General features: G+C 49.9%; 16 protein-coding genes and 1 pseudogene. 7 read left to right on the plus strand and 10 right to left on the minus strand.

Features of this window, described 5'->3' with window-relative positions; genetic code table 11:
- Positions 1-167: 167 nt before the first annotated feature.
- Positions 168-1,400, minus strand: a complete 1,233-nt coding sequence (locus tag GO013_RS12000; RefSeq protein ID WP_163811429.1) for an NAD(P)-dependent oxidoreductase — start codon at positions 1,398-1,400, stop codon at positions 168-170.
- Between the two features lie 245 nt (positions 1,401-1,645).
- Between GO013_RS12000 and GO013_RS17550 the strand changes: the two genes are divergently transcribed.
- Both GO013_RS17550 and GO013_RS12010 read left to right on the plus strand, forming a co-directional pair.
- The gene (locus GO013_RS17550) at positions 1,646-1,771 is read left to right on the plus strand and encodes a redoxin domain-containing protein (protein ID WP_163811431.1); all 126 of its coding nucleotides are present in this window, start codon (positions 1,646-1,648) and stop codon (positions 1,769-1,771) included.
- Between the two features lie 12 nt (positions 1,772-1,783).
- Positions 1,784-2,098 (plus strand): annotated as a pseudogene (locus GO013_RS12010) (redoxin domain-containing protein); the annotation flags it as partial.
- Positions 2,099-2,183: 85 nt separating this feature from the next.
- Here the strand turns inward: GO013_RS12010 and GO013_RS12015 are convergent.
- Together GO013_RS12015 and GO013_RS12020 are read right to left on the minus strand one after the other, a co-directional pair.
- Complete coding sequence (locus GO013_RS12015) at positions 2,184-2,666, minus strand: cytochrome P460 family protein (protein WP_163811435.1); 483 nt, start codon at positions 2,664-2,666, stop codon at positions 2,184-2,186.
- Between the two features lie 31 nt (positions 2,667-2,697).
- Entirely contained in the window at positions 2,698-3,468 is a 771-nt protein-coding gene (locus GO013_RS12020) for a hypothetical protein (protein ID WP_163811438.1), read from the minus strand.
- A gap of 104 nt (positions 3,469-3,572) precedes the next feature.
- Between GO013_RS12020 and GO013_RS12025 the strand changes: the two genes are divergently transcribed.
- Together GO013_RS12025 and GO013_RS12030 are read left to right on the plus strand one after the other, a co-directional pair.
- A complete protein-coding gene (locus tag GO013_RS12025; RefSeq protein WP_163811440.1) occupies positions 3,573-3,893 on the plus strand; it encodes an MGMT family protein in 321 nt (106 codons plus the stop codon).
- A gap of 64 nt (positions 3,894-3,957) precedes the next feature.
- A complete protein-coding gene (locus GO013_RS12030) occupies positions 3,958-4,401 on the plus strand; it encodes a DUF1499 domain-containing protein (RefSeq protein ID WP_163811443.1) in 444 nt (147 codons plus the stop codon).
- A 205-nt stretch (positions 4,402-4,606) separates the two neighbouring features.
- On the opposite strand, the gene GO013_RS12035 is transcribed toward GO013_RS12030, so the two are convergent.
- Positions 4,607-4,786, minus strand: a complete 180-nt coding sequence (locus GO013_RS12035) for a ferredoxin (RefSeq protein ID WP_163811445.1) — start codon at positions 4,784-4,786, stop codon at positions 4,607-4,609.
- 288 nt (positions 4,787-5,074) lie between these two features.
- Between GO013_RS12035 and GO013_RS12040 the strand changes: the two genes are divergently transcribed.
- Positions 5,075-7,300, plus strand: coding sequence for an adenylate/guanylate cyclase domain-containing protein (locus tag GO013_RS12040; RefSeq protein WP_163811447.1), 2,226 nt, complete (start codon positions 5,075-5,077; stop codon positions 7,298-7,300).
- A 47-nt stretch (positions 7,301-7,347) separates the two neighbouring features.
- Here the strand turns inward: GO013_RS12040 and GO013_RS12045 are convergent, their stop codons facing one another.
- Positions 7,348-8,610, minus strand: coding sequence for an FAD-dependent oxidoreductase (locus tag GO013_RS12045; protein WP_163811449.1), 1,263 nt, complete (start codon positions 8,608-8,610; stop codon positions 7,348-7,350).
- Between the two features lie 244 nt (positions 8,611-8,854).
- Here GO013_RS12045 and GO013_RS12050 point away from each other — a divergent pair, with 244 nt between their 5' ends.
- Together GO013_RS12050 and GO013_RS12055 are read left to right on the plus strand one after the other, a co-directional pair.
- Positions 8,855-10,273, plus strand: a complete 1,419-nt coding sequence (locus tag GO013_RS12050) for a biotin carboxylase N-terminal domain-containing protein (protein WP_163811451.1) — start codon at positions 8,855-8,857, stop codon at positions 10,271-10,273.
- Positions 10,274-10,277: 4 nt separating this feature from the next.
- Positions 10,278-12,524: a carboxyl transferase domain-containing protein gene (locus GO013_RS12055; protein WP_163811453.1), complete on the plus strand. Its 2,247-nt coding sequence runs from the start codon at positions 10,278-10,280 to the stop codon at positions 12,522-12,524.
- Between the two features lie 413 nt (positions 12,525-12,937).
- On the opposite strand, the gene ettA is transcribed toward GO013_RS12055, so the two are convergent.
- From ettA to GO013_RS12080, 5 genes are all read right to left on the minus strand, one after another.
- A complete protein-coding gene (gene ettA / locus GO013_RS12060; protein ID WP_163811455.1) occupies positions 12,938-14,620 on the minus strand; it encodes an energy-dependent translational throttle protein EttA in 1,683 nt (560 codons plus the stop codon).
- A 39-nt stretch (positions 14,621-14,659) separates the two neighbouring features.
- Positions 14,660-15,490, minus strand: coding sequence for a 2-oxoacid:ferredoxin oxidoreductase subunit beta (locus GO013_RS12065; protein WP_163811457.1), 831 nt, complete (start codon positions 15,488-15,490; stop codon positions 14,660-14,662).
- 4 nt (positions 15,491-15,494) lie between these two features.
- The gene (locus GO013_RS12070) at positions 15,495-17,192 is read right to left on the minus strand and encodes a 2-oxoacid:acceptor oxidoreductase subunit alpha (RefSeq protein ID WP_163811459.1); all 1,698 of its coding nucleotides are present in this window, start codon (positions 17,190-17,192) and stop codon (positions 15,495-15,497) included.
- Between the two features lie 69 nt (positions 17,193-17,261).
- Positions 17,262-17,768 (minus strand): ferritin, encoded by a 507-nt coding sequence (locus tag GO013_RS12075; RefSeq protein WP_163811461.1) that lies wholly within the window; start codon positions 17,766-17,768, stop codon positions 17,262-17,264.
- Positions 17,769-17,930: 162 nt separating this feature from the next.
- Positions 17,931-20,138 carry an ATP-dependent RecD-like DNA helicase gene (locus GO013_RS12080; RefSeq protein WP_163811463.1) on the minus strand — a complete coding sequence of 736 codons (2,208 nt, stop codon included), beginning with the start codon at positions 20,136-20,138 and terminating at the stop codon, positions 17,931-17,933.
- Positions 20,139-20,147: the final 9 nt, after the last annotated feature.

Below are 20,147 nucleotides of genomic sequence, written 5' to 3' on the forward strand. Positions count from 1 at the left end.
ATTACTAATACGCCATAAGGCGAGGGTGAAGCCTGGCCTAATTAAAGAGAAAACAACGAAGAAAGGGAGTTCTTGACATGGTGCCGCATAAGAAAAAGCCCCCCTTTGGATCGTGCGAGATGCACGCCAAAGGGAGGAAATTTGTACGACAGAGAATCGAAAACAGATTATGCATCAAGTGTCGCAACATACTCCATGATAGCCTGAGCGGACCGTTTGGACAGATTCACGGCCTCAGCCACAGTCTTGGCGCCGGTCACCACATCGCCTGATGCGAAAATGCCTTCGCGAGTGGTGCGACCATCTTCATTGGTGATAATCAACCCTGTTTTCCCGACTTCGATACCAGACAAATTGTCTCTGGGAGCCTGGCTGGCTGCGATGAACATCGTATCAGCCTGGATAAAATGTTCACTTCCTTCCACCTGAACGAGCCTCGAGGAATCTCCGTCCTGCACCATTTCGGTCTTGATACATCGCACGCCGTCATCAAGAAGTTCCAACGGTGTGGTATAAAAACGAAATGAAACACCGTCGATTTTGGCGTATTCATATTCATATTTGGTGGCGGTCATGTTTTCCTCGCCACGACGGTACAGGACAAGGACTTCTTCCGCGCCCTTGCGCCGAGCGGTCCGGGCAACATCCATGGCCACGTTTCCGGCACCAATGACAACCACACGTTTACCCAAAGAATACACCTTGGGATTCTTGAGATAATTAATCGCGTAATGGACATTTCCCAATGTTTCGCCCTTGATCCGCAATGGCTTTGGACTCCACACGCCGGTTCCGATGAAAATAGCTTTGTACCCGTCACGCAACAAATCATCGAGGGTAATGATCGGGCCGATGAGCATGTTCGGACGGATTTTGACGCCCAGTCGTTCCAACAACTTCTTGAGCTTCACCAAAATCCGCTTTGGCAGACGAAATTCAGGGATACCGTATTGAAGGACGCCGCCAATCTTGTCTTCGGACTCGAAAATCGTCACATCAAACCCTTTGGATGCAAGAATAAACGCCACGGTCAATCCGGCCGGTCCTGATCCGACGATGGCAATTTTCTTGCCATTGTTTGCATGTTCCGGCTTTCTTAATGAGATGTGTTCCAAATAATAATTGGAAATATAATTTTCAATGTCACTCACCTGAATCGGCGCACTTTTTCGACCAAGAATGCAATGTCCTTCGCAAAAATTTTCATGCGGACAAATTAATGAACACACCACCGAAAGCGGGTTATTGTTGAATAACAATTCCCCGGCTTCAAAAGTTTTGCCGTCGAGCAAGAGTTTAATGACTTCGTTGATCGGCGTGCTGATCGGGCATCCCTTGCTGCACAACGGTTTTTTGCATTGCAAACAGCGACTCGCCTCTTCAATGATATGTTTTCCCATACAAACCCAAATATGTTCAGAAGGTTAATCCAATGGACTATTCATGGCAGATGATACTGATGGTCAAAGTTTCAAGCTAAAGCAAAAATTCATGAAGCTTTTTGCATGGTCTTGTCAAGCGTATTCCATACTCAACGGCTCTGTTTATCGTCATTTCCCAACGTTTTTCCCCGGCTCATATGGAGTCATATTTGGAAAAAAACCGCAATTATGCCATGATACACGGCAAACAAGGAGAAAAGATCATGCAATTGTCTTTAAAGATGCACGCTCCCGATTTTACCCTTGTCGATGTCAAAAATCGCACGATTTCACTTTCTGATTTTAAAGGGGAATATGTCCTGTTGGTCTTCAATAGAGGGTTCCTGTGACCATTCTGCCGACGGCACATGGCGCAGTTGCGCCAAGAATCATCTTTATTGGAAGGCATGAACATGGTCGTCATGGTCATTGGTCCTGAAAGTCATGATGCCTTCAAAGCGTATTGGGAAAAGGAACGATTGCCGTTCATTGGACTTGCCGATCCGACACACGCTGTCCTGCAACTGTATAATCAGCAAATAAAATTCCTGAAATTGGGAAGAATGCCAGCACAAATGATGGTTGATCCTGATGGGAATCTTCAATTTATCCATTACGGCAATTCAATGGCAGATATCCCCTCCCTTGCTGAAATCGAGACGGTGCTTTCTCGCTAAAAAAAGGTCCGGTCAAAACGACCGGACCTTCAAAGGATTCTTACTGTCTCGCCTCTCCGATTTTCAACCGGACAGCGTCCTGATGCTATTTGAATTCATGTACGAGAATATAGTCATTGGCAACCCGCGTCGCATGGCACCCGATACACCCTGCGGGCTTCCCGGCTTTTTTCACGGTTCCATCAGGCATATATTTGACCCAATACCAATCCCCGGCATCAGGATTGTATCCCTTAATTTTATACATGACAGTAATCACCAACAACTCTTTTTCGTCCTCACTATAATTTTCCTTCACTTCAATGGTTCCGGGCATCACTGGAGCCATCATGCATTTCAACCCCGTCGCATTGACAAAGACTTTGTGTTTCGGCCCATGAGGAGCACGCCCGTCCTGCATTCCCTCGTGGTCTGGCCAAAATCCCCATTCGGTGTACGGATCAACCGTGGTGATGTATTCCCACAATTTCGCGGAATCGGGACCAGGCATGTCTTCGGCCATTACTGTTCCTGCCAAAAGTGTCAGAGCACACGTCAGGAAAAGGGCAATCACACAACATTTTTTCATAAATCTCTCCTTGTTTTCATGGATATATTAATCAGAAAAAAGCCACGACGAGATGATACCCGGTCACAAGTTGCAGGAAGGCCAACACGACCAACACCAAATTGTTGGCACCGTGAAAGAGTGGGAGCACTTTTCGCGGCGCTTTCTTGAATCGCATATACAATCCGGACCCGGCGCCAAAAAGAATCAAGGGGAGCATGACCATGGCAATTTTCTGGTGCGTTCCTGTCATGCCGCTGGCTCCATACAGCATATTGGCAACAAGACTACCGGCCACCATGCCCAACGCCCAAACGGCCATGACAAGCACGCCATATCTGACATGCCCTTTCCAATCGAATTTGACCTTCTGCCCCCAAAGAACAAATCTGGCCCGGTTGACTCCCTGATTGGCAACCCACAATGAAAGAAAGAAGACAAGAATCATGATGGTCGGATGGGCAAGCGCTAGGAGGAGAGGAATATCACGATTTCTTCCCTGCGCTCTTTGTTCCATATCCCCCGCTGCTGACGCGCATCGCAAAACCGAAGCAACCGTCTGGGGCTGTTCATCCAGGAGACGAGATACCCCAAGAATCTCCCGCGCTGACAGGGACGCGCCATTGGACGCCATTCGCTCCACAATTGGCTCCCAGATCGTCTTCCCATCGGTCAAACGTGCGCAAATGCGGTCCGCAGAATGACAAATCACACACCGTTCCTGAACGTCCGTCAATTTCACTTCACGGGCAAAACAGACCGAAGAACTTGAAAAAATGACGACACAAAACAGAAAGGAAAAAACAAAAAAGGTAACTTTCATACTCCATTCCATCTGATACGTCTCTTTTCAAGTCAACAATTTTACCCAATTAATAACACGCCCTTTCTTGCCTTTTAGGTCGTGAGCAGCGTATGAAATGGTCCATGCCTGTTGTACCATTTACCCAAAAAGTCATTGATCTCATTCATGCCATCCCCGCCGGCAAAGTCAGTACCTATGGACATATCGCAGCCATGGCAGGGAATCGCCGGGCCGCTCGACAAGTCGCTCGAATCCTTCATTCCTTTTCTCGAAAAGAAGCACTGCCATGGCACCGGGTCATCAACAAACAAGGGCAGATCTCACTCCCCCGTTCACATGGATATGAAATGCAAAAGAAACGACTCGAAGCCGAAGGTGTGATTTTTGACACATCTGACACCATTGACCTCAACGTCTTCCTGTGGCGAAGTGAAACCCCATGAAAAAGGACGGTGTGCCGCCAAAAAAACGTTGCACACCGTGCCTTTTTTGCAATAGTTTAGGAAAATGAAACATACACACCTACACGCTGTATCCTGTGTCTTGATTCTTTTTGCCCTTGGAGCCTGCACCAGTAAAGTACCGGAACTCGGTATGCGTGACGGCTTGTTCGCTCCTTGCGGAACATCTCAAGAATGCCTTTCCTCCCAGGCCAATGATGCCCACCACGCAATCGCACCGATAGTCACGACCAAAACCCCGGAAATTGTCATGGTCGATCTGGGCAATGCCATTGAATCCATTTTTGGAGGGACTGTTCTGCTTGTGGAAGGGAAATATCTTCGCGCGGAATTCAAAAATTCATTCTTTCGCACCGTTGATGATGCAGAATTTTATTATGATGAACCTGCCGGAGAAATCCAGATTCATATACTATCCCGCAGCGGCTGGTTTGATTTTGGGAACAATCGCGATCGAATAGAAGAAATCCGGCGGCAGATGAAGCAGTAACGAAAACACCTGTGCTCCCGGCACGATGTCATCCATGCCGAGAGTAATAAAAACGAAAAAGATCAAAGCCTCACGAACAAAATCGCAATGCTTTGATCTTTTATTTACGCCTTCCAGTTCAAAACGTGTGATACTCTTTAGGCATCGAACAAGTCGATGCCGAATAACCACACACAGTGTGGCAAGAGTGTATCCAACTCACACGTTACCGTGAAATGGCTTCATTCGGACATGTTTCAATGGCTTCATCCACACAGTCCGCAGTGGAATCGGGTTTTATCACAACAGCCTTTTCACCGTCTTCGTCCATTTCAAAAACTTCGGGACAAATTTCAACACAGGATTCACAGCCGATACATTCATCCGGGTCGATAGTAATAGCCATAGTACATCCTCCTAGAATAATTAAAATAAATTAATTCATAAAATTCTGCTGAGCCAATATAGCCTTTCAAACAATTTGGTGGCAATAGTTTTCCTGAAAAAATATCAACCAAACGCCATAGATACCAAAACTCGCCAGCAAAAAATATGCAATTTTAATGAGTTAGCATTCAGGCATCCATGTCCAGCAAAAAGACTCGGAAAAAACTATTTTTAATGATAAATCATCACAGACTCTTAAAAAGATTGTCCGCAAAAATCCTTACTCTCGTACGAATTGAGAAATGTCATGAACACAACAAAAAAAATCATCTTCAAAAGAGATCAGGCCATTCTTCTTGCTGCGGGGATGGCCATTACGATTTTCATGATCCTTCTTTTTACCAATCAGCCACAAATCCTTTCCTTCCTTGAACTAAAAATATATGATCAATACATTCAAAGATATCATAAGCCAGCAGCAACCGGTGTGCCAGTCATCATCGATCTGGATGAAAAAAGCCTGACAGAAAAAGGCCAATGGCCATGGCCGCGCTATCGAGTCGCCTTACTGATGAAGTACCTTCAGGCCTATGGAGCGGCAGCCGTCGCCACGGATATCATTTTTGTCGAACCCGATCGGACCTCGCCACAAATCATCAGACGTGATGTCCTCAGAGATTTGAAGTTCTCCATTGATTTCACCGGGCTTCCCGCTGATTTTGAAGACTATGACAGGCTATTGGCAGCCAACCTCGCAGGTGGACCGTTTGTTCTCGCCATCGATTTCATGAATCCCACGCAACGGGCTCAAAAGACGTTACCTCCCCCTCATGAATGTCCTATCGTCCCAATCAAAGTCGCTGTCATTGCTTCACCCGGAGCCATCTCTCCCCATGATGTCCTGCCCCGGGGAGACCATATGATCTGCCCGATTCCGACCTTGGCAAAAACGGGCAATCGCACCGGATTTATTACCATAGCACCGGATGCCGACTCGGTCTATCGACGCGCCCCATTGTTATATAGTTACCACAACCAAATATATCCGAGTCTGGCATTGGCTTCGCTCATGCAGGCCATGGACACAGACAGCATCATTCTCAAAATGTGCTCCGTCGGTATAGAATCAATCAAAATCAAAGGGACTGTCATTCCGACGGATCATCACGGCCGCCTGCTCGTCAATTACCGGGGGAAAATGAAGACTTTTGAATATATCAGTGCATCGGATGTGCTCAATCGGAAACTCCCTGACGGAGCACTCCAGGGCCGTATAGCCCTGATCGGTACGTCGGCCTCGGGACTGAAGGACCTTCGCCCCACACCGCTTGATCCCCATGCACCGGGCGTGGAAACCCATGCCACAATCATTGATAATATTCTATCAAACCAGTTCATTGTCATCCCGGACTGGGTCAAAGGCATCGAATTTTCCGGCATGGTTGCTGCCGGATTGCTCACGACACTGCTTCTCATGTGGGCACGAGCATCCTGGCTGATTCTCCCGTTAATAGGTCTGGGATACGCCATGTGGTACGGATCAGTGCTGATTTTTCAAGAGCAACGGTATTTCCTGTCGCCGCTCTATTCCTATTTGACGCTGGGACTCACTTTCACCACGTTGACCATGCTCAAATTCTGGCGAGAGGAACGTGCCAAAAAATTCATCCACGGCGCATTCGCACACTATCTTGCCCCATCGGTCATTTCCCAAATCATGAATAATCCCGAAGCCCTGACCTTGGAAGGACAGGAAAAAGACATCACCATCCAATTTTCAGATGTGCGCAACTTCACATCGCTTTCGGAACAACTGACGCCGACACAGGTGACGGACCTTCTCCACGACTACCTCACCCCCATGACCCGCATCATCACGGAACACCATGGGACTTTGGATAAATTCATTGGCGACGCGGTCATGGCTTTCTGGAATGCGCCACTGGACGTCCCCAACCACCAGCAACACGCAGTCACAACCGCTCTGGCACAATTGGCTCATCTTGAAACACTCAATGAAGAATTTCTTGAAACATACGGCTTTGCCATTGCTATCGGCATCGGCATCCATTCCGGTCCTGTCCGCGTTGGCAACATGGGATCGGCTGACCTCTTTGACTACACGCTTATCGGTGACAACGTGAATCTGGCCTCGCGACTTGAGGGATTGACAAAATATTACGGACAAAAATTGGTCGTTAGTCAATCTATAGTTGACGCCTGCGATGCAACATACCATTTCCGACAACTGGACACTGTTCGCGTCAAAGGGAAACACAAACCGGTCACCATTTACACGGTCTATACCGCAAACGAAGCCGATGCGCGCAAAGAAGAACTCGACCTGTCCGAAAGAGCACATCAAGCCTATCTGGCCATGGATTTCAAAAAGGCCAAAACCCTGTTCACAGAACTGCATGAAACCGGCAACGACACCACGCTTTACACCGTGTATATTGAGCGGTGCGACCACCTGGTGGCCAATCCGCCCGACTCTGACTGGGACGGCGTGTTCACCCACAAGAGCAAATAAAAAAGGGACCATGAAAGGCCCCTTTGCAAATTCTTGTATCCATCGACTTATGGATTATTCATCATGGCTTCGATGAAGCTGTCCGGCCAAAGAGCTGGTGACGGGTCTCCATCCATGAGTCGCTCTTTGCCGGCCGCATCCAACACGAAACCGTTTTTGATAAAACTGGTATAAAACCCGGCGGCATCGATATCTCCAATCAGGATACACCCGACCAGAACATTTTCCCTGAAAATCAATTTTCGGTAAATGGACTTTTCCCGATCCAGATGAACCGTTGTTTCATATTCGGTGTCATCTGCATGATTGGTTTCTCCAACGGAAATAGTCGGCAACCCGTAATACGTGATGGAATTCATGGACATGCCGCCGGTATACGGAGTATCGGCACCGGCCATATTCATCCCGGCGTATCGCCCCTGAGTGTATGCGTTGGGCCAAATGGGTCGCACCGTATACTCTCCGGTCAAAAGATCTTTTGCCTCGGCCACATCCCCGGCAGCAAACACATCCGCATCACTGGTGGTCAGAAAGTCATTGACCCGAATTCCCTGCTGCGTTGTCAAACCGGCCTGAGAGGCCAGCCCCATGTTGGGACGGACACCTGCGGCAACAATAACCACATCCGCTTCGACAAACCCGGAATCCGTCTCCACACCGGTGATCGCCCCATCCGCATTTCGAACGATTTCCTTGGTACCAGTGCCTTGCATGAATCGAATGCCATTTTTTTCTAAATGATCGACAATCAATTCTCCGGCCGTCTCATCAAAATAGGTCCGCATGATGCGAGACCGCACGACAATGGTCACATCAACGCCTTTTTCCGCAAACCCTTCGGCGGCTTTCAAGGCGATCAACCCGGCACCGATCACCACGACTTTCCTGACGGTATCCACCAACTCCTTGAGCGTTTCCGCATGCGCCACGGTGGTAAAATTATGGACCCCGCTCCCAGTGATACCAGGCAGGTCCGGCGTGACTGGCGTGCCACCTGTTGCGAGTAACAATTTGTCATAGGAAACGGTGTCACCTGTATCCAATGTGAGTTTTTTCTCGTATGGATCAAGAGATAACACCCTTGAATCAAGACGCATTTCAACCCCATTTTTTTCATAAAACGTTTCCGGACGAAACGGCAGGGTTTCAAATTTGATTTTATCTGATAAGTAATAGGAAATGAGCGGACGTCCATATGTCAAAACAGCCTCATCACTGATAACCGTGATGGAGCCAGCCGAATCATGTTGACGAATTCCCTCAATGGCTCCGATGGCCGAAACGCCATTTCCGACAATAACGTAATTCATAGAACATTTTCCCACGCCTAAAAAACACATCATTAACAATTATGACAATAAAACACCATTTTTGCAGAGACTTCGACTTTTACACAGTTTTCTGTCAAAAATCCACTTCAATAATTAAAACAGTTGTTTCATAGTAACATATTGAAATACAAAATAAAAAATGAAAATGAAAAATTTGCCAGAACCCGGAAGAACCGTTAATTAAAGCACCTTCCAATGACTATAAACAAGAGATAAGCACACCGTGAGCATTCAGGGAAATAAAGTACTCATTGCCAATAGAGGCGAAATCGCTGTTCGGATCATGGAGGCATGTTCCGATCTGGGCGTTCCATTTGTCGCCCTGTATACGGAAGAAGACGCCCAATCCGGGCATATCGATGTCGCCAAACGACTTGGTGGCGAAAAGTCACTCTACCGTATCCACAATTACCTCGATGCCGGAGATATTCTGTCTGTGGCGGATGAATCCGGTGCAACCGCTATCCATCCGGGCTACGGATTTTTCTCGGAAAATTACCGTTTTGCCAGACGAGTGGTCAATCGGGATCGCCCCATGACCTTTATTGGACCATCATGGGAGGTCATTCGTGACCTTGGCGACAAAATCAACACGAAGCGGCTGGCCCGCACATTGGGCGTGCCCACCGTCCCCGGTTCAGACCGGGCTATATACGATGAATTGGAAGCGGAATCCATTGCCGAAAGCCTCTTTGAATTCCAGACAAAAATGGGCATTTCCCGCCCTGTAGTTCTGGTCAAGGCATCCGCTGGCGGTGGCGGCATGGGCATCGATGAAGTTGAGGACATGGCTCGTTTCAGGCAGACCTATCGTCGTATTCGCAACTACTCGCTGCGGACATTCAACGACGAAGGCGTTCTTATCGAGCAACGGGTTTTCAACTTCAATCATCTCGAAGTCCAGATCGCCTCGGACCGGACCGGTTTGAATCCGGTTCATTTCGGCACACGGAACTGCTCCGTCCAGAGTCCGGGCCTGCAAAAACGAATCGAAGTCGCTCCCGGCTTCTGGCCTGAAAATCTCGGCTATACATTCGATGCCCAAAAACTCATGAACGACATTACCGAATATTCACTCTCCATCGCCCGTGAGATCAAATACGACAACGTGGGCACCTGGGAATGGATTGTCACCCCGGACGGGTCACCATTCCTCATGGAAGTGAATACCCGTATTCAGGTGGAAAATGGAGTTTCAGCCTGCATTGCCTCAACAAAAGGCAACAATGACGTCGATCTGGTCAGAGAACAAATTCGAATCGGACTTGGCGAAGAGCTGGGATACACCCAAAAGGACGTTTCTTTCGATGGCGTGAGCATCGAATATCGTCTCATTGCCGAAGACACGACCAACGGATTCACCCCATGGGTCGGCAAGATCGAAGAACTCAAATGGACGGACCGCGAGTGGCTTTCCTTGCACACGCACGTTCCACTTGATCGCACCTATCAAATTCCAACAGAATATGACCCCAATCTGGCCTTGGCCATCATTTGGGGCAAAGATCTGAAAGAAGCCAAGAAACGTGGCCTGGAATTTCTGAACGACCTCAAACTCAACGGTGGGGACTCAAGCGGTGCTGGCATGAAGTCCAACATCCCCTTCCTGATTGAGAAAACAGCAAATCTGCTTGAATTCTAACACTATGAATATAGAAAAGAAATTACAAGATCTTCAGGAACGAGTGACGTATGCCCGCGACATCCTTGGTGGCACGCCCCGATCGGAGTTGGATGCCTTTTCCAAGGAAATAGCGGAGTTCTCTGCCAAAAACACAGAACTCACAGACGAGCTGCAAAACCGTGCGTTGGATTCGCTGGACGCCCGATTGATCGCCATGGAATCCGCCATTGATACGCAACTGACGGCCATGGACAAAGTCCGTATTGTCCGCCATCCACAACGGATGTGCCTCAAGGACATTCTGGAAAATGTCTATGACAATTACACCGAAATCGGTGGCCAGGACGAGCACTCAATCGACCCGGGAATGCTCATTGCCCGTGCCTACATCACCAGACGGCGTGGCAAAAAGCTCATCAATCAGCCGGTCATGGTCGTTGGTCAAGAAAAAGGCCATGGCGAAGACTTTCGTAACGGCGGCTCCATCAAGCCCTGGGGAAACAGCAAGGCCTTGAAATACATGAAGGTCGCGGCTCGGGAACAGATCCCCATCCACGCATATGTCAATACGCCCGGCTCCTACCCGGTGGAAGACTTTCCGGGTGCAGCCCAACAGATTGCTGAAAACATTTATGAAATGGCAGGACTTCCCGTCCCGATCATTGCGATCTTTTCCGAAGGCGGTTCCGGCGGTGCCGAGGCCATTGGCATGGCTGACAAACGGCTGATGCTTTCACACGGCTACTATTCCGTCATTTCTCCCGAGGGAGCGGCCGCCATCGAAGGACATATTCGAGGCTCGGAACGCGCCCCTGCCGAACTCATTGAATCCTGCGCTCTTGCCCAACGCATCACTGCACAGGACAATCTGGAAAACGGCTATATCGATGAAATCATTCAGGAACCACCGCTTGGTGCCCGCGCCGATCATTTTGACTTCTACAAACAGGTTCGAGAACAGGTCGTCAGAGCGACCGATGAAATCGCACTCAGCGTGCGTGGCGTCCGACTGTTCCGGGCCATGGCCATGCGCCATTTTCATCGACACACGGATATCATTGTCCGCTGGTCGCTCAACGAAACGGCCCGCGAACGACTGATCGCCAAACGATTCAAGAAATACCGAAAATTGGCCCAGCACGCCTACAAGGACAATCGGTCCCTGATGGACAAGCTCACGGCCACCAGTTCCGGTATTGTATCCAACACCTCCAGCCTGCTTGTCTACGGCTTGGTTAAACCATTTCGCCAGCGTGTCGGTCGCATCATCGAGGAAGCCACTGACGAAATTCATGTGGTCACCGGCAAAATTGACGCGGTTGTCAAAAACGGTCTCAAAAAAATTGGCATCAAGCTGGATAGCAACAAACAGCAGGAAATGGAGCTGACCGGTCTTTCCACTTCGCAAGAAACAAAGCCCGCAATTACCAGCGACAATGGCTACATCAGCCCGCAGGCCAAAATGGACCGGGAAGTGACCTGTCCACACGCGGCCAAACGCGGCTGTCTCGATATCTGGGCCAGAGACCTGTTCACCGATTTTGCCGGTGTCTGCCCTCATTGCGGATACAATTTCCCCATGGAATATCAGTGGTATCTGCACAATCTCTTTGACAAGGATTCGCTTCAGGAATTCAATCGGGACATTGCGGCGGGCAACCCCACACAATTTCCCAATTTCGATGCTCGTGTGGACGCGGCCAAGAAAAAAACGGGATTGCAATCAAGCTGCATGACTTTCAATGCCAGTCTTGAAGGGATCAACATCACCTGCGCCACGCTGATCGCCAATTTCCGAGGTGGGTCCGTGGGTGCGGCTGAAGGTGAAAAATTCATCCGCGCGCTGGAGCTGGCGCAAACCAAACACCAGCCTTTCCTTGCCTATGTTCACGGAACAGCGGGTATCAGGATTCAGGAAGGTGTTAACGGTCTGATTCAGATGCCACGCTGCACCATGGCTGTTCGCAAATACATCGAGGAAGGCGGCCTGTATATCGTCCTGTATGATACCAATTCATACGCCGGACCTGTTGCCTCGTTCCTTGGATGCTCTCCCTACCAATACGCGGTCCGCTCTTCCCGACTGGGCTTTGCCGGTCCCGGGGTCATCAAGGAAACAACCGGTATCGAAATACCGCCGGACTACCACAATTGCTACAAAGGCCTTTCCAGAGGCCACATTCAGGGCGTGTGGAGCCGCAAGGACATCCGCAAAAATCTGCATCAGGCTTTCCTCACCATCGGTGGTCGAAACCTCTACTACCGATAACCCGAACCCACGACAGCAAAAAGGCACCTTCCACCGAAGGTGCCTTTTTTATATCCAATACCTTTCAGCCACTTCACCCCTTCGAGCAAAGCAAGCACTTCGAATTTCGAGAGTTGCCTCCGGCGGCTCAAGAACCTTTTGAAAAAGGTTCTTGAGAATCTCCAAAACTTCTTGGCGTGCCTTCGGCAGAAGAAACACCAGTCATTCGACAGCCAATGAACCGATTCTCATAATATTTCATAGAGATATCGAAGAACCCCGAGCGAAGCGAGCGATAAAAAATTCTGGAAGGGAGTCCAGAGGGGAACCTCTTTCAAGAGGTTCCCCTCTGGTCGTCGAAGACGCCTTCCCGGCAAGGGACCGCCGGAGGCAAAACGCCTTCCCGACACAAAACTTTTTCCTAACAAGAAACCTTATCGAGTCAACTTGCGGAACTTGAGCCGATGCGGCTGGCTGGCATCAGTCCCAAGCCGCTTCTTCCTGTCCGCATCATATTCGCTGTAATTTCCTTCGACCATGACCACTTTGGAATCCCCTTCAAAGGCGATAATATGAGTGGCCACACGATCCAGAAACCACCGATCATGACTGATAACCAACACACATCCGGCAAAGTTTTCCAATCCATCTTCCAAGGCGCGCATGGTATTGACGTCAAGGTCGTTGGTCGGTTCATCAAGCAATAAGACGTTTGATCCAGATTTGAGCATCTGGGCCATGTGGACCCTGTTCCGCTCACCACCAGACAAAACATCGACGGACTTCTGCTGATCCTGTCCCGCAAAATTGAAACGGGAACAATAGGCACGAGCATTGATTTCACGGTCACCCAACTTGATAAACTCATTGCCTCCGCTGATGATTTCATACACCGTCTTGCCCGGTGTCAAAGACGCACGATTCTGATCAGCATAGGCAAGCTGGACCGTCGAACCGACCGTCATGGTCCCGAAATCCGGCGCTTGGTCACCGACGATCATCTTGCACAGCGTGGACTTACCAGCACCGTTCGGACCGATAATACCCACAATGGCATTGGGTGGGAGAATGAAGTTCACATCGTCCATGAGAAGCTTGTCACCCATGGATTTGGTCACGTTTTCGGCAACGATGACTTGCTTGCCGAGATGGGGTCCCGGTGGAATGTAGATCTGTAAATCATCGGCCAGCCGCTCACTTTCGTGGCTGAGCATGGATTCATAAGCATTGATACGCGCCTTGGACTTGGCACGGCGGCCCTTGGGCGACATGCGAATCCATTCCAACTCTCGCTGTAAGGTCTTTTGGCGGTCGGCTTCCTGTTTGCCTTCTTTGGCAAGACGATTCTGCTTCTGATCCAACCAAGAAGAATAGTTGCCTTTCCAGGGAATACCGCGTCCGCGATCCAGTTCAAGAATCCAGCCAGCGACATTATCGAGAAAGTAGCGATCATGAGTCACGGCAATAACGGTTCCGGGAAAGCCGGACAGGAATTGTTCGAGCCAGGCAACGGAATCTGCATCAAGATGGTTGGTCGGCTCATCCAACAACAAAATATCCGGCGATTGCAGCAGCAGACGACACAGGGCGACCCGACGTTTTTCACCACCAGAAATCACGGAAACCGGGGAATCACCCGGAGGGCATCGAAGCGAATCCATAGCCATTTCGAGCTTGGAATCAATATCCCACGCCCCTTTGGCGTCCATCAATTCCTGAACTTTTCCCTGTCGCTCTATAAGCGCATCCATTTCGTCAGGTTCCATGGGTTCAGCAAATTTGTCGTTGATCTCGTTGTATTCACGGATGATATCCATGATCTCGCCAACGCCTTCTTCAACCACTTCTCGAACAGTACGCTCTTCATTCTGAAGCGGTTCCTGTTCGAGATAGCCGATGGTGAACCCTTCCTTGACATGTATATCGCCTTCAAAGGTTGTATCCACACCGGCCAAAATCTTCAACAGAGACGACTTTCCCGATCCATTCAGACCGAGAACACCGATTTTGGCACCGTAAAAATACGATAGGGACACATTTTTCAGCACTTCCCTTTGCCCGTGACGCTTGGTCACCTTGTACATGGAATAAATTATCTTATCGGGTTCGTTGCTCATTATTACCTCGTTAAAAATGAAAAAACAGCAGGACGAGCACTAGGTATACGACTGCACAACCGCTTTCAAGTCGTTTGTGTCATATTCATGCAGTGCCAATCGGTCATGCACAGGAAAAATTGGTCGATCATTGCGATACAGTACCCCCAGCGGAATCCGGTCGCCGAACTCATCGCTCTTTTCCATGGCTGCGGCCCAATTGGTCGGGTCGTGCTCTTCCAGAAAATAGGTCCGTTCCTTGTACCACGCAAACGTATTGACTTTATTAAAAGAAACGCAGGGTTGCAAGATATCAACCAGTGAAAAACCCGTATGATTCATGGCCTGAGTCATGACATCGACCAAATGATCCGGCTCGCCGGAAAACGCCCGCGCCACAAAACTCGCCTTCATCGCGACCGCCACACTGACCGGATTGAATGCCTCGGATGGCGCGCCAGCCGGTTGGGCCTTGGTCACATGTCCTCGCTCGGTCGTCGGACTGGCCTGTCCCTTGGTCAGACCGTAAATCTGATTATCGTGGACCAACAAGGTGATATCCATGTTGCGCCGAATCGCGGCGAGAAAGTGATTGCCACCTTCACCATATGAGCATCCATCGCCGGACACACACAAGACCTTCATGTCAGGATTGGCCATTTTCATGCCCTGCGCCACCGGCAGGGAACGACCATGCAACCCATTGAACATGTGGCATTTCAGATAATGAGGCATCTTGGCGGCCTGCCCGATACCAGAGGAAATCACGACCTCGTGTGGGGCGATGTCCAGGGCGGACAATGTTTTTTTCAAACTCGAAAGAATCGAGAAATTACCGCACCCGGGGCACCATGTTGTTTCGAATTGACCGAAATCTTCAACAGTGACCATATCGTTACTCCATGGTTTCGAGAATTGTATTCAGACCGGCAAGCACATACTCGGCAGACATGGGCCGACCATCGAAACGCAGAATATATTCGCGGATGATGAACCCGGTTTCCTGCGCAATCAATTTGGAAAACTGCCCGGTGGCATTGCCTTCCACCGTGATAACGGTGCCTGACTCTTCCAGATAATCGATGAAAGTATCTTCAAGCAACGGCCAAACCTGTTTGAAATGCAGGACCCCCACGCTCTTGCCAAAATCGGCCATTTCCATGGCATCCAGACACGCGCCAAGCGTGGACCCCCATGAGACCAGCAAGACATCAGGGGTATCTTCACCATAGTAATCCGGCTCGACCACCTCGTCCCATAATCCATATTCCTTATTCAACCGCTTGGTGTTCTGCATCATGCGGTTGAGACCGTCCTCGGTAATGACTGAGTCCTCATCGTGTTCATGAGAATCGGCCCGAACCAATGCTTTAGTCGATCCCGGCACCAGCCGAGGCGAAACCCCGTCTTCCGTCAAAAGATACCGCTTATATTCGGCAGCGTCCGCGTCAAGCATAGGACGCGCCGTATGTGGCAACGTCTCGATATCAAATGGTTCAAGTGACCGATATGAATCAGCGAGATACTGATCTGACAAGACAAAAACAGGAACCTGAAACCGTTCGGCAAGGTCAAACGCTCGATGCATCAAATAAAAGCACTCTTCAGGGTCAGCCGGGGCAAACACGGCACGCGGGAATTCTCCATGCCCGGCATACAACACCAGATTGAGGTCGCCCTGTTCGGTTCGAGTCGCCATTCCAGTGGCAGGTCCGGGGCGTTGAACCACCATGCAGACCAACGGCGTCTCAGACACGCCAGCCAGACTGAGGCCTTCAACCATAAGCGCCAAACCGCCGCCGGACGTGGTCACTGCGGCCCTGGCTCCGGCATAGGACGCTCCGATAGCCATGTTCACCGCCGCGATTTCATCTTCAACCTGTTCGTACACCAATCCGAGTGGGCCGCCTTTTTCAATGAGGGTCATGGCGACCGAGGTTGCTGGTGTCATGGGATAAAATGACAAAAAATTGCATCCGGCGGCCAAAGCTCCAAGCGCAATGGCTTCATTGCCATTGATCATGATCCGTTCGCCGTCCTTCTCTGAAGGAGCCACACAGGGGAACGTGTATTCCTGCGACGTCACCCAGGCATAGGCTGACCGAAGCACGTCAATATTGGCCTGCACCACTGATTCGCCTTTTTTCGCAAAGGTCTCAGTCAAAAGCCGTTCCAGAATCTCGGCATCCAGACAGACGACCGCGCCAAGCACGCCAAGGGCAACCGTATTGTGAAACAACGGTTTCGGGGCCAACGTCTTGAACGGAATCCGCAGAACGTTCGCGGCATCAGTCTCAAGATCATCCCCGGCAATGACAATGGCTCTGGAGGTAAGATTTGCCTCGTGCAATGCCAAAGTTTCAGCATTCAAGGCCACCAGTATGTCGATGGACTCCGTCGGCCCGACAATGGGATCGGGACCAAAGCGAATGGCAAAGGTGTTATGCCCCCCACGAACCCGCGACATATATTTCTGATTGACCAACAAATGATATCCGGCCCGGGTGCTTCCTTTGGAGAAAAGGCGTCCGATTGTGGCCAAACCCTGCCCCGCCGCACCGCCGATAACGATATTGAAGCTTGTATCCTGCATACTTTCCTCGTGGCTGAGACCGAAAAAAACCGGAAGGGGCGATCCCTTCCGGCTCGGTACACTGATTTTCTATGCGTCTGCCGGAGGGGTAAAGACCCGCGTTCCCAGGTCTCGATCCAGCATGAACAATCCGCCGCCGGCACCAACCATCTTGAGTTTGCCGACAATCTCGCCAACGGTGTCCTCTTCCTCAACCTGTTCGGAGATGAACCATTGCAGGAAGATACCGACCGCATGATTCTTCTCTTCGACAGCCAGATTGGCCAAATCATTGATACGGGCAGTGACTCCCTGTTCATGGGCCAATGCGTCTTCAAAAGCGGCCAGAGGCGATTCCCATGAATACTGAGGGGCCTCGATGGTTCCGAGCTTGGAATGACCACCCGCTTCATTAATGTAGCTGAAGAACTTCATGGCATGAAACATTTCTTCCTGATACTGGGCATACATCCATGTGGCGATACCGGACATTCCCTCCTGAGAGAAATGGGAAGACATGGACAGGTAGATATGTGCCGAATAGATTTCCCAATTCATCTGCGCATTGAGCGCAGCTTCCATTTTTTCACTGAGCATGAGTCATCTCCTTGACTGATATATCATTTGGTACGGACGCGACCAAATCCGAACGTCCGACGCAGTAACACGACACAAAGGTAACCATTGCACACAAAAAGGCCAGTCTACAATTCACCATTTTTATCATTATTTTGCAACCTGAACCCATTACGCAGGAAATCAATATAACCGATTCTCCGAAAAGATGGAACGGACTCTGTAATCCAGATGTGTATGTCGTTTCCCGGCCGTGGCATTGTTCAACCCGATCTGAAAGGCCCGCTCCGACCCGATAAGCACAGCCAGCTCTCTGGCCCGCGTCAATCCGGTATAGAGCAAGTTGCGTTGAAGCAACATATAATGTTGCGTCACGATAGGCATGACAACCGCCGGATATTCGCTTCCCTGTGATTTGTGGACACTGATGGCATAGGCCAAACCGAGTTCGTCCAATTCACTGGATTCAATATGCACGAAGTTCCCATCGAACTCGATCATCAATTCGTGATCGGCCTCGTCCACCTCGATAATCCAACCAAGGTCACCATTGAAGACTTCCTTGTCATAGTTGTTCTTGAGCTGAATGACCCGATCCCCTTCCCGATACGTCACGAACTTCCGTTTCAACTCCCGTTTTTCACCCGGAGGGTTAAGCCGAGCCTGCAAGGCGACGTTCAGGGCCTGTGTCCCGACATCCCCCTTGTGCATGGGGGTAAGCACCTGAATACCCCGAAGCGGGTCCAATCCGTATCGTTTGGGAATACGGTCGCACACACTGTCGAGAATGAGTTTTTGAACCTTGAGCGTATTTTCCTGAGGTATCCAATAGAAATCCGCTTCCGGGGCCTGACTCGGATGTTGCCGTGGAAACTGCCCTTCATTGATACGGTGCGCGTTGACCACGATGAAACTTTCCTGCGCCTGCCTGAAAATATGTGTCAGAACCGCACACGGTATTTTTTGAGAATGAATAAGGTCTCCAAGCACATTCCCGGGACCAACACTCGGCAACTGGTTGACATCTCCGACCAAAATAAGCCGACAGGTGTGCGGCAAGGCCCGCAAGATCGCCACAAACAACTGTGCATCGACCATGCTCGCTTCATCGACCATCAACACGTCGGCCTTGAGTTTCTGATCCTCACAATAGTGGAAACCACCATCGGGTTGATATTGCAAAAGTCGATGCAACGTCTTGGCGGAATGCCCGGTGGCCTCGGCCATACGCTTGGCGGCCCGACCTGTTGGCGCGGCCTGTTTAATTTTCAGTCCCAACTCTTTCAGCGTGAGCATAATGGCCTTGGTAATCGTGGTTTTACCAGTACCAGGACCACCTGTAATGATGAAAACCTTGTTACTACACGCTTCAAAAACCGCAGCCCGCTGCTCATCAGACAACGTAAACCCGAGTTTTTCTTCGACTCGCGGCAAGGTCTTTTCAATTTTCTTGCGACTGACAGGCGTGGGATGACTGACAAGTTGATACAATCGCTGTGTAGACTCATTCTCATAATGATAAAAATACATCAGGTACACAGCTTCGGATATGTGCTGATCCGACAAATCCTCGATACGGATACGCTTCTTGGCCTCCAGTGAATACAGGGCCAATTCCAGCTTTTCCACATCCGAGGTGTCGAGCATCCGGGCCGTGTCCTCCAGCAACTTGGGCTTGGGCACAAAAAGATGCCCTCCCCGCTCGCAACTGGTGAGCATGGTATAGGCAAGGGCCGCTTCCAACCGTTGAGCACAGTCAGGATCAAAGCCAAGCTTCATAGCCATCTGATCCGCTGTCCGAAACCCGATCCCCCGGATTTCATAGGCCAGATCATATGGATTTTCCCGCAATTTCCGTTCGGCTTGTGCGCCGTACAGATGAAAAATCTTTCCGGCAAATGTCGTGGGCACATTGTGGGTCTGTAAAAAAACCAACAGATTCTTGATTTCCCGCTGCTTGCTCCATGATTCGATGATATCAACAAGCTTTTTTTTGGAAATCCCTCGAATCTTCAACAATTTTTCTGGATCATCATCCAGGACATCCAATACTTCCACCCCGAATTCTTCCACCAACAGGGTCGCGGTTTTCTCACCAACGCCTTTGATGGATGATTGCAGAAAACGGATGACACCGTTTTCCGTGGCAGGACGAGCCTGTTCAAAGGTGGAGACCTCGAATTGGCGACCAAATTTCGGATGATGGATCCATTGACCGTGCAAATCCAGCGACGATCCGGCCGCCAGTTCTCCCAAAGTGCCAACAATTGTCGTCTGCCCGGGTTCGTCCTTCACCTGGACGCGGGCGATGGTGTAGCCGTTTTCCGAATTATGATAAATGACTGTCTGCACTTCTGCGCCAGACAGATACGCACGTTGATCGTCGCTCATGAACTCTCT

Source organism: Pseudodesulfovibrio sp. JC047, assembly GCF_010468615.1.
In the GTDB taxonomy this organism is placed as follows: Bacteria; Desulfobacterota; Desulfovibrionia; order Desulfovibrionales; family Desulfovibrionaceae; genus Pseudodesulfovibrio.

Excerpts from the sequence above, each read along its gene's own strand:
- GO013_RS12075 (WP_163811461.1), bottom strand. The coding sequence starts at position 17,768 with ATGCTCAGTGAAAAAATGGAAGCTGCGCTCAATGCGCAGATGAATTGG.
- GO013_RS12030 (WP_163811443.1), top strand. The coding sequence starts at position 3,958 with ATGAAACATACACACCTACACGCTGTATCCTGTGTCTTGATTCTTTTT.
- GO013_RS12045 (WP_163811449.1), bottom strand. The coding sequence starts at position 8,610 with ATGAATTACGTTATTGTCGGAAATGGCGTTTCGGCCATCGGAGCCATT.
- GO013_RS12080 (WP_163811463.1), bottom strand. The coding sequence starts at position 20,138 with ATGAGCGACGATCAACGTGCGTATCTGTCTGGCGCAGAAGTGCAGACA.
- GO013_RS12035 (WP_163811445.1), bottom strand. The coding sequence starts at position 4,786 with ATGGCTATTACTATCGACCCGGATGAATGTATCGGCTGTGAATCCTGT.
- GO013_RS12065 (WP_163811457.1), bottom strand. The coding sequence starts at position 15,490 with ATGGTCACTGTTGAAGATTTCGGTCAATTCGAAACAACATGGTGCCCC.
- ettA (WP_163811455.1), bottom strand. The coding sequence starts at position 14,620 with ATGAGCAACGAACCCGATAAGATAATTTATTCCATGTACAAGGTGACC.
- GO013_RS12040 (WP_163811447.1), top strand. The coding sequence starts at position 5,075 with ATGAACACAACAAAAAAAATCATCTTCAAAAGAGATCAGGCCATTCTT.
- GO013_RS12070 (WP_163811459.1), bottom strand. The coding sequence starts at position 17,192 with ATGCAGGATACAAGCTTCAATATCGTTATCGGCGGTGCGGCGGGGCAG.
- GO013_RS17550 (WP_163811431.1), top strand. The coding sequence starts at position 1,646 with ATGCAATTGTCTTTAAAGATGCACGCTCCCGATTTTACCCTTGTCGAT.
- GO013_RS12000 (WP_163811429.1), bottom strand. The coding sequence starts at position 1,400 with ATGGGAAAACATATCATTGAAGAGGCGAGTCGCTGTTTGCAATGCAAA.
- GO013_RS12055 (WP_163811453.1), top strand. The coding sequence starts at position 10,278 with ATGAATATAGAAAAGAAATTACAAGATCTTCAGGAACGAGTGACGTAT.
- GO013_RS12015 (WP_163811435.1), bottom strand. The coding sequence starts at position 2,666 with ATGAAAAAATGTTGTGTGATTGCCCTTTTCCTGACGTGTGCTCTGACA.
- GO013_RS12020 (WP_163811438.1), bottom strand. The coding sequence starts at position 3,468 with ATGAAAGTTACCTTTTTTGTTTTTTCCTTTCTGTTTTGTGTCGTCATT.
- GO013_RS12025 (WP_163811440.1), top strand. The coding sequence starts at position 3,573 with ATGCCTGTTGTACCATTTACCCAAAAAGTCATTGATCTCATTCATGCC.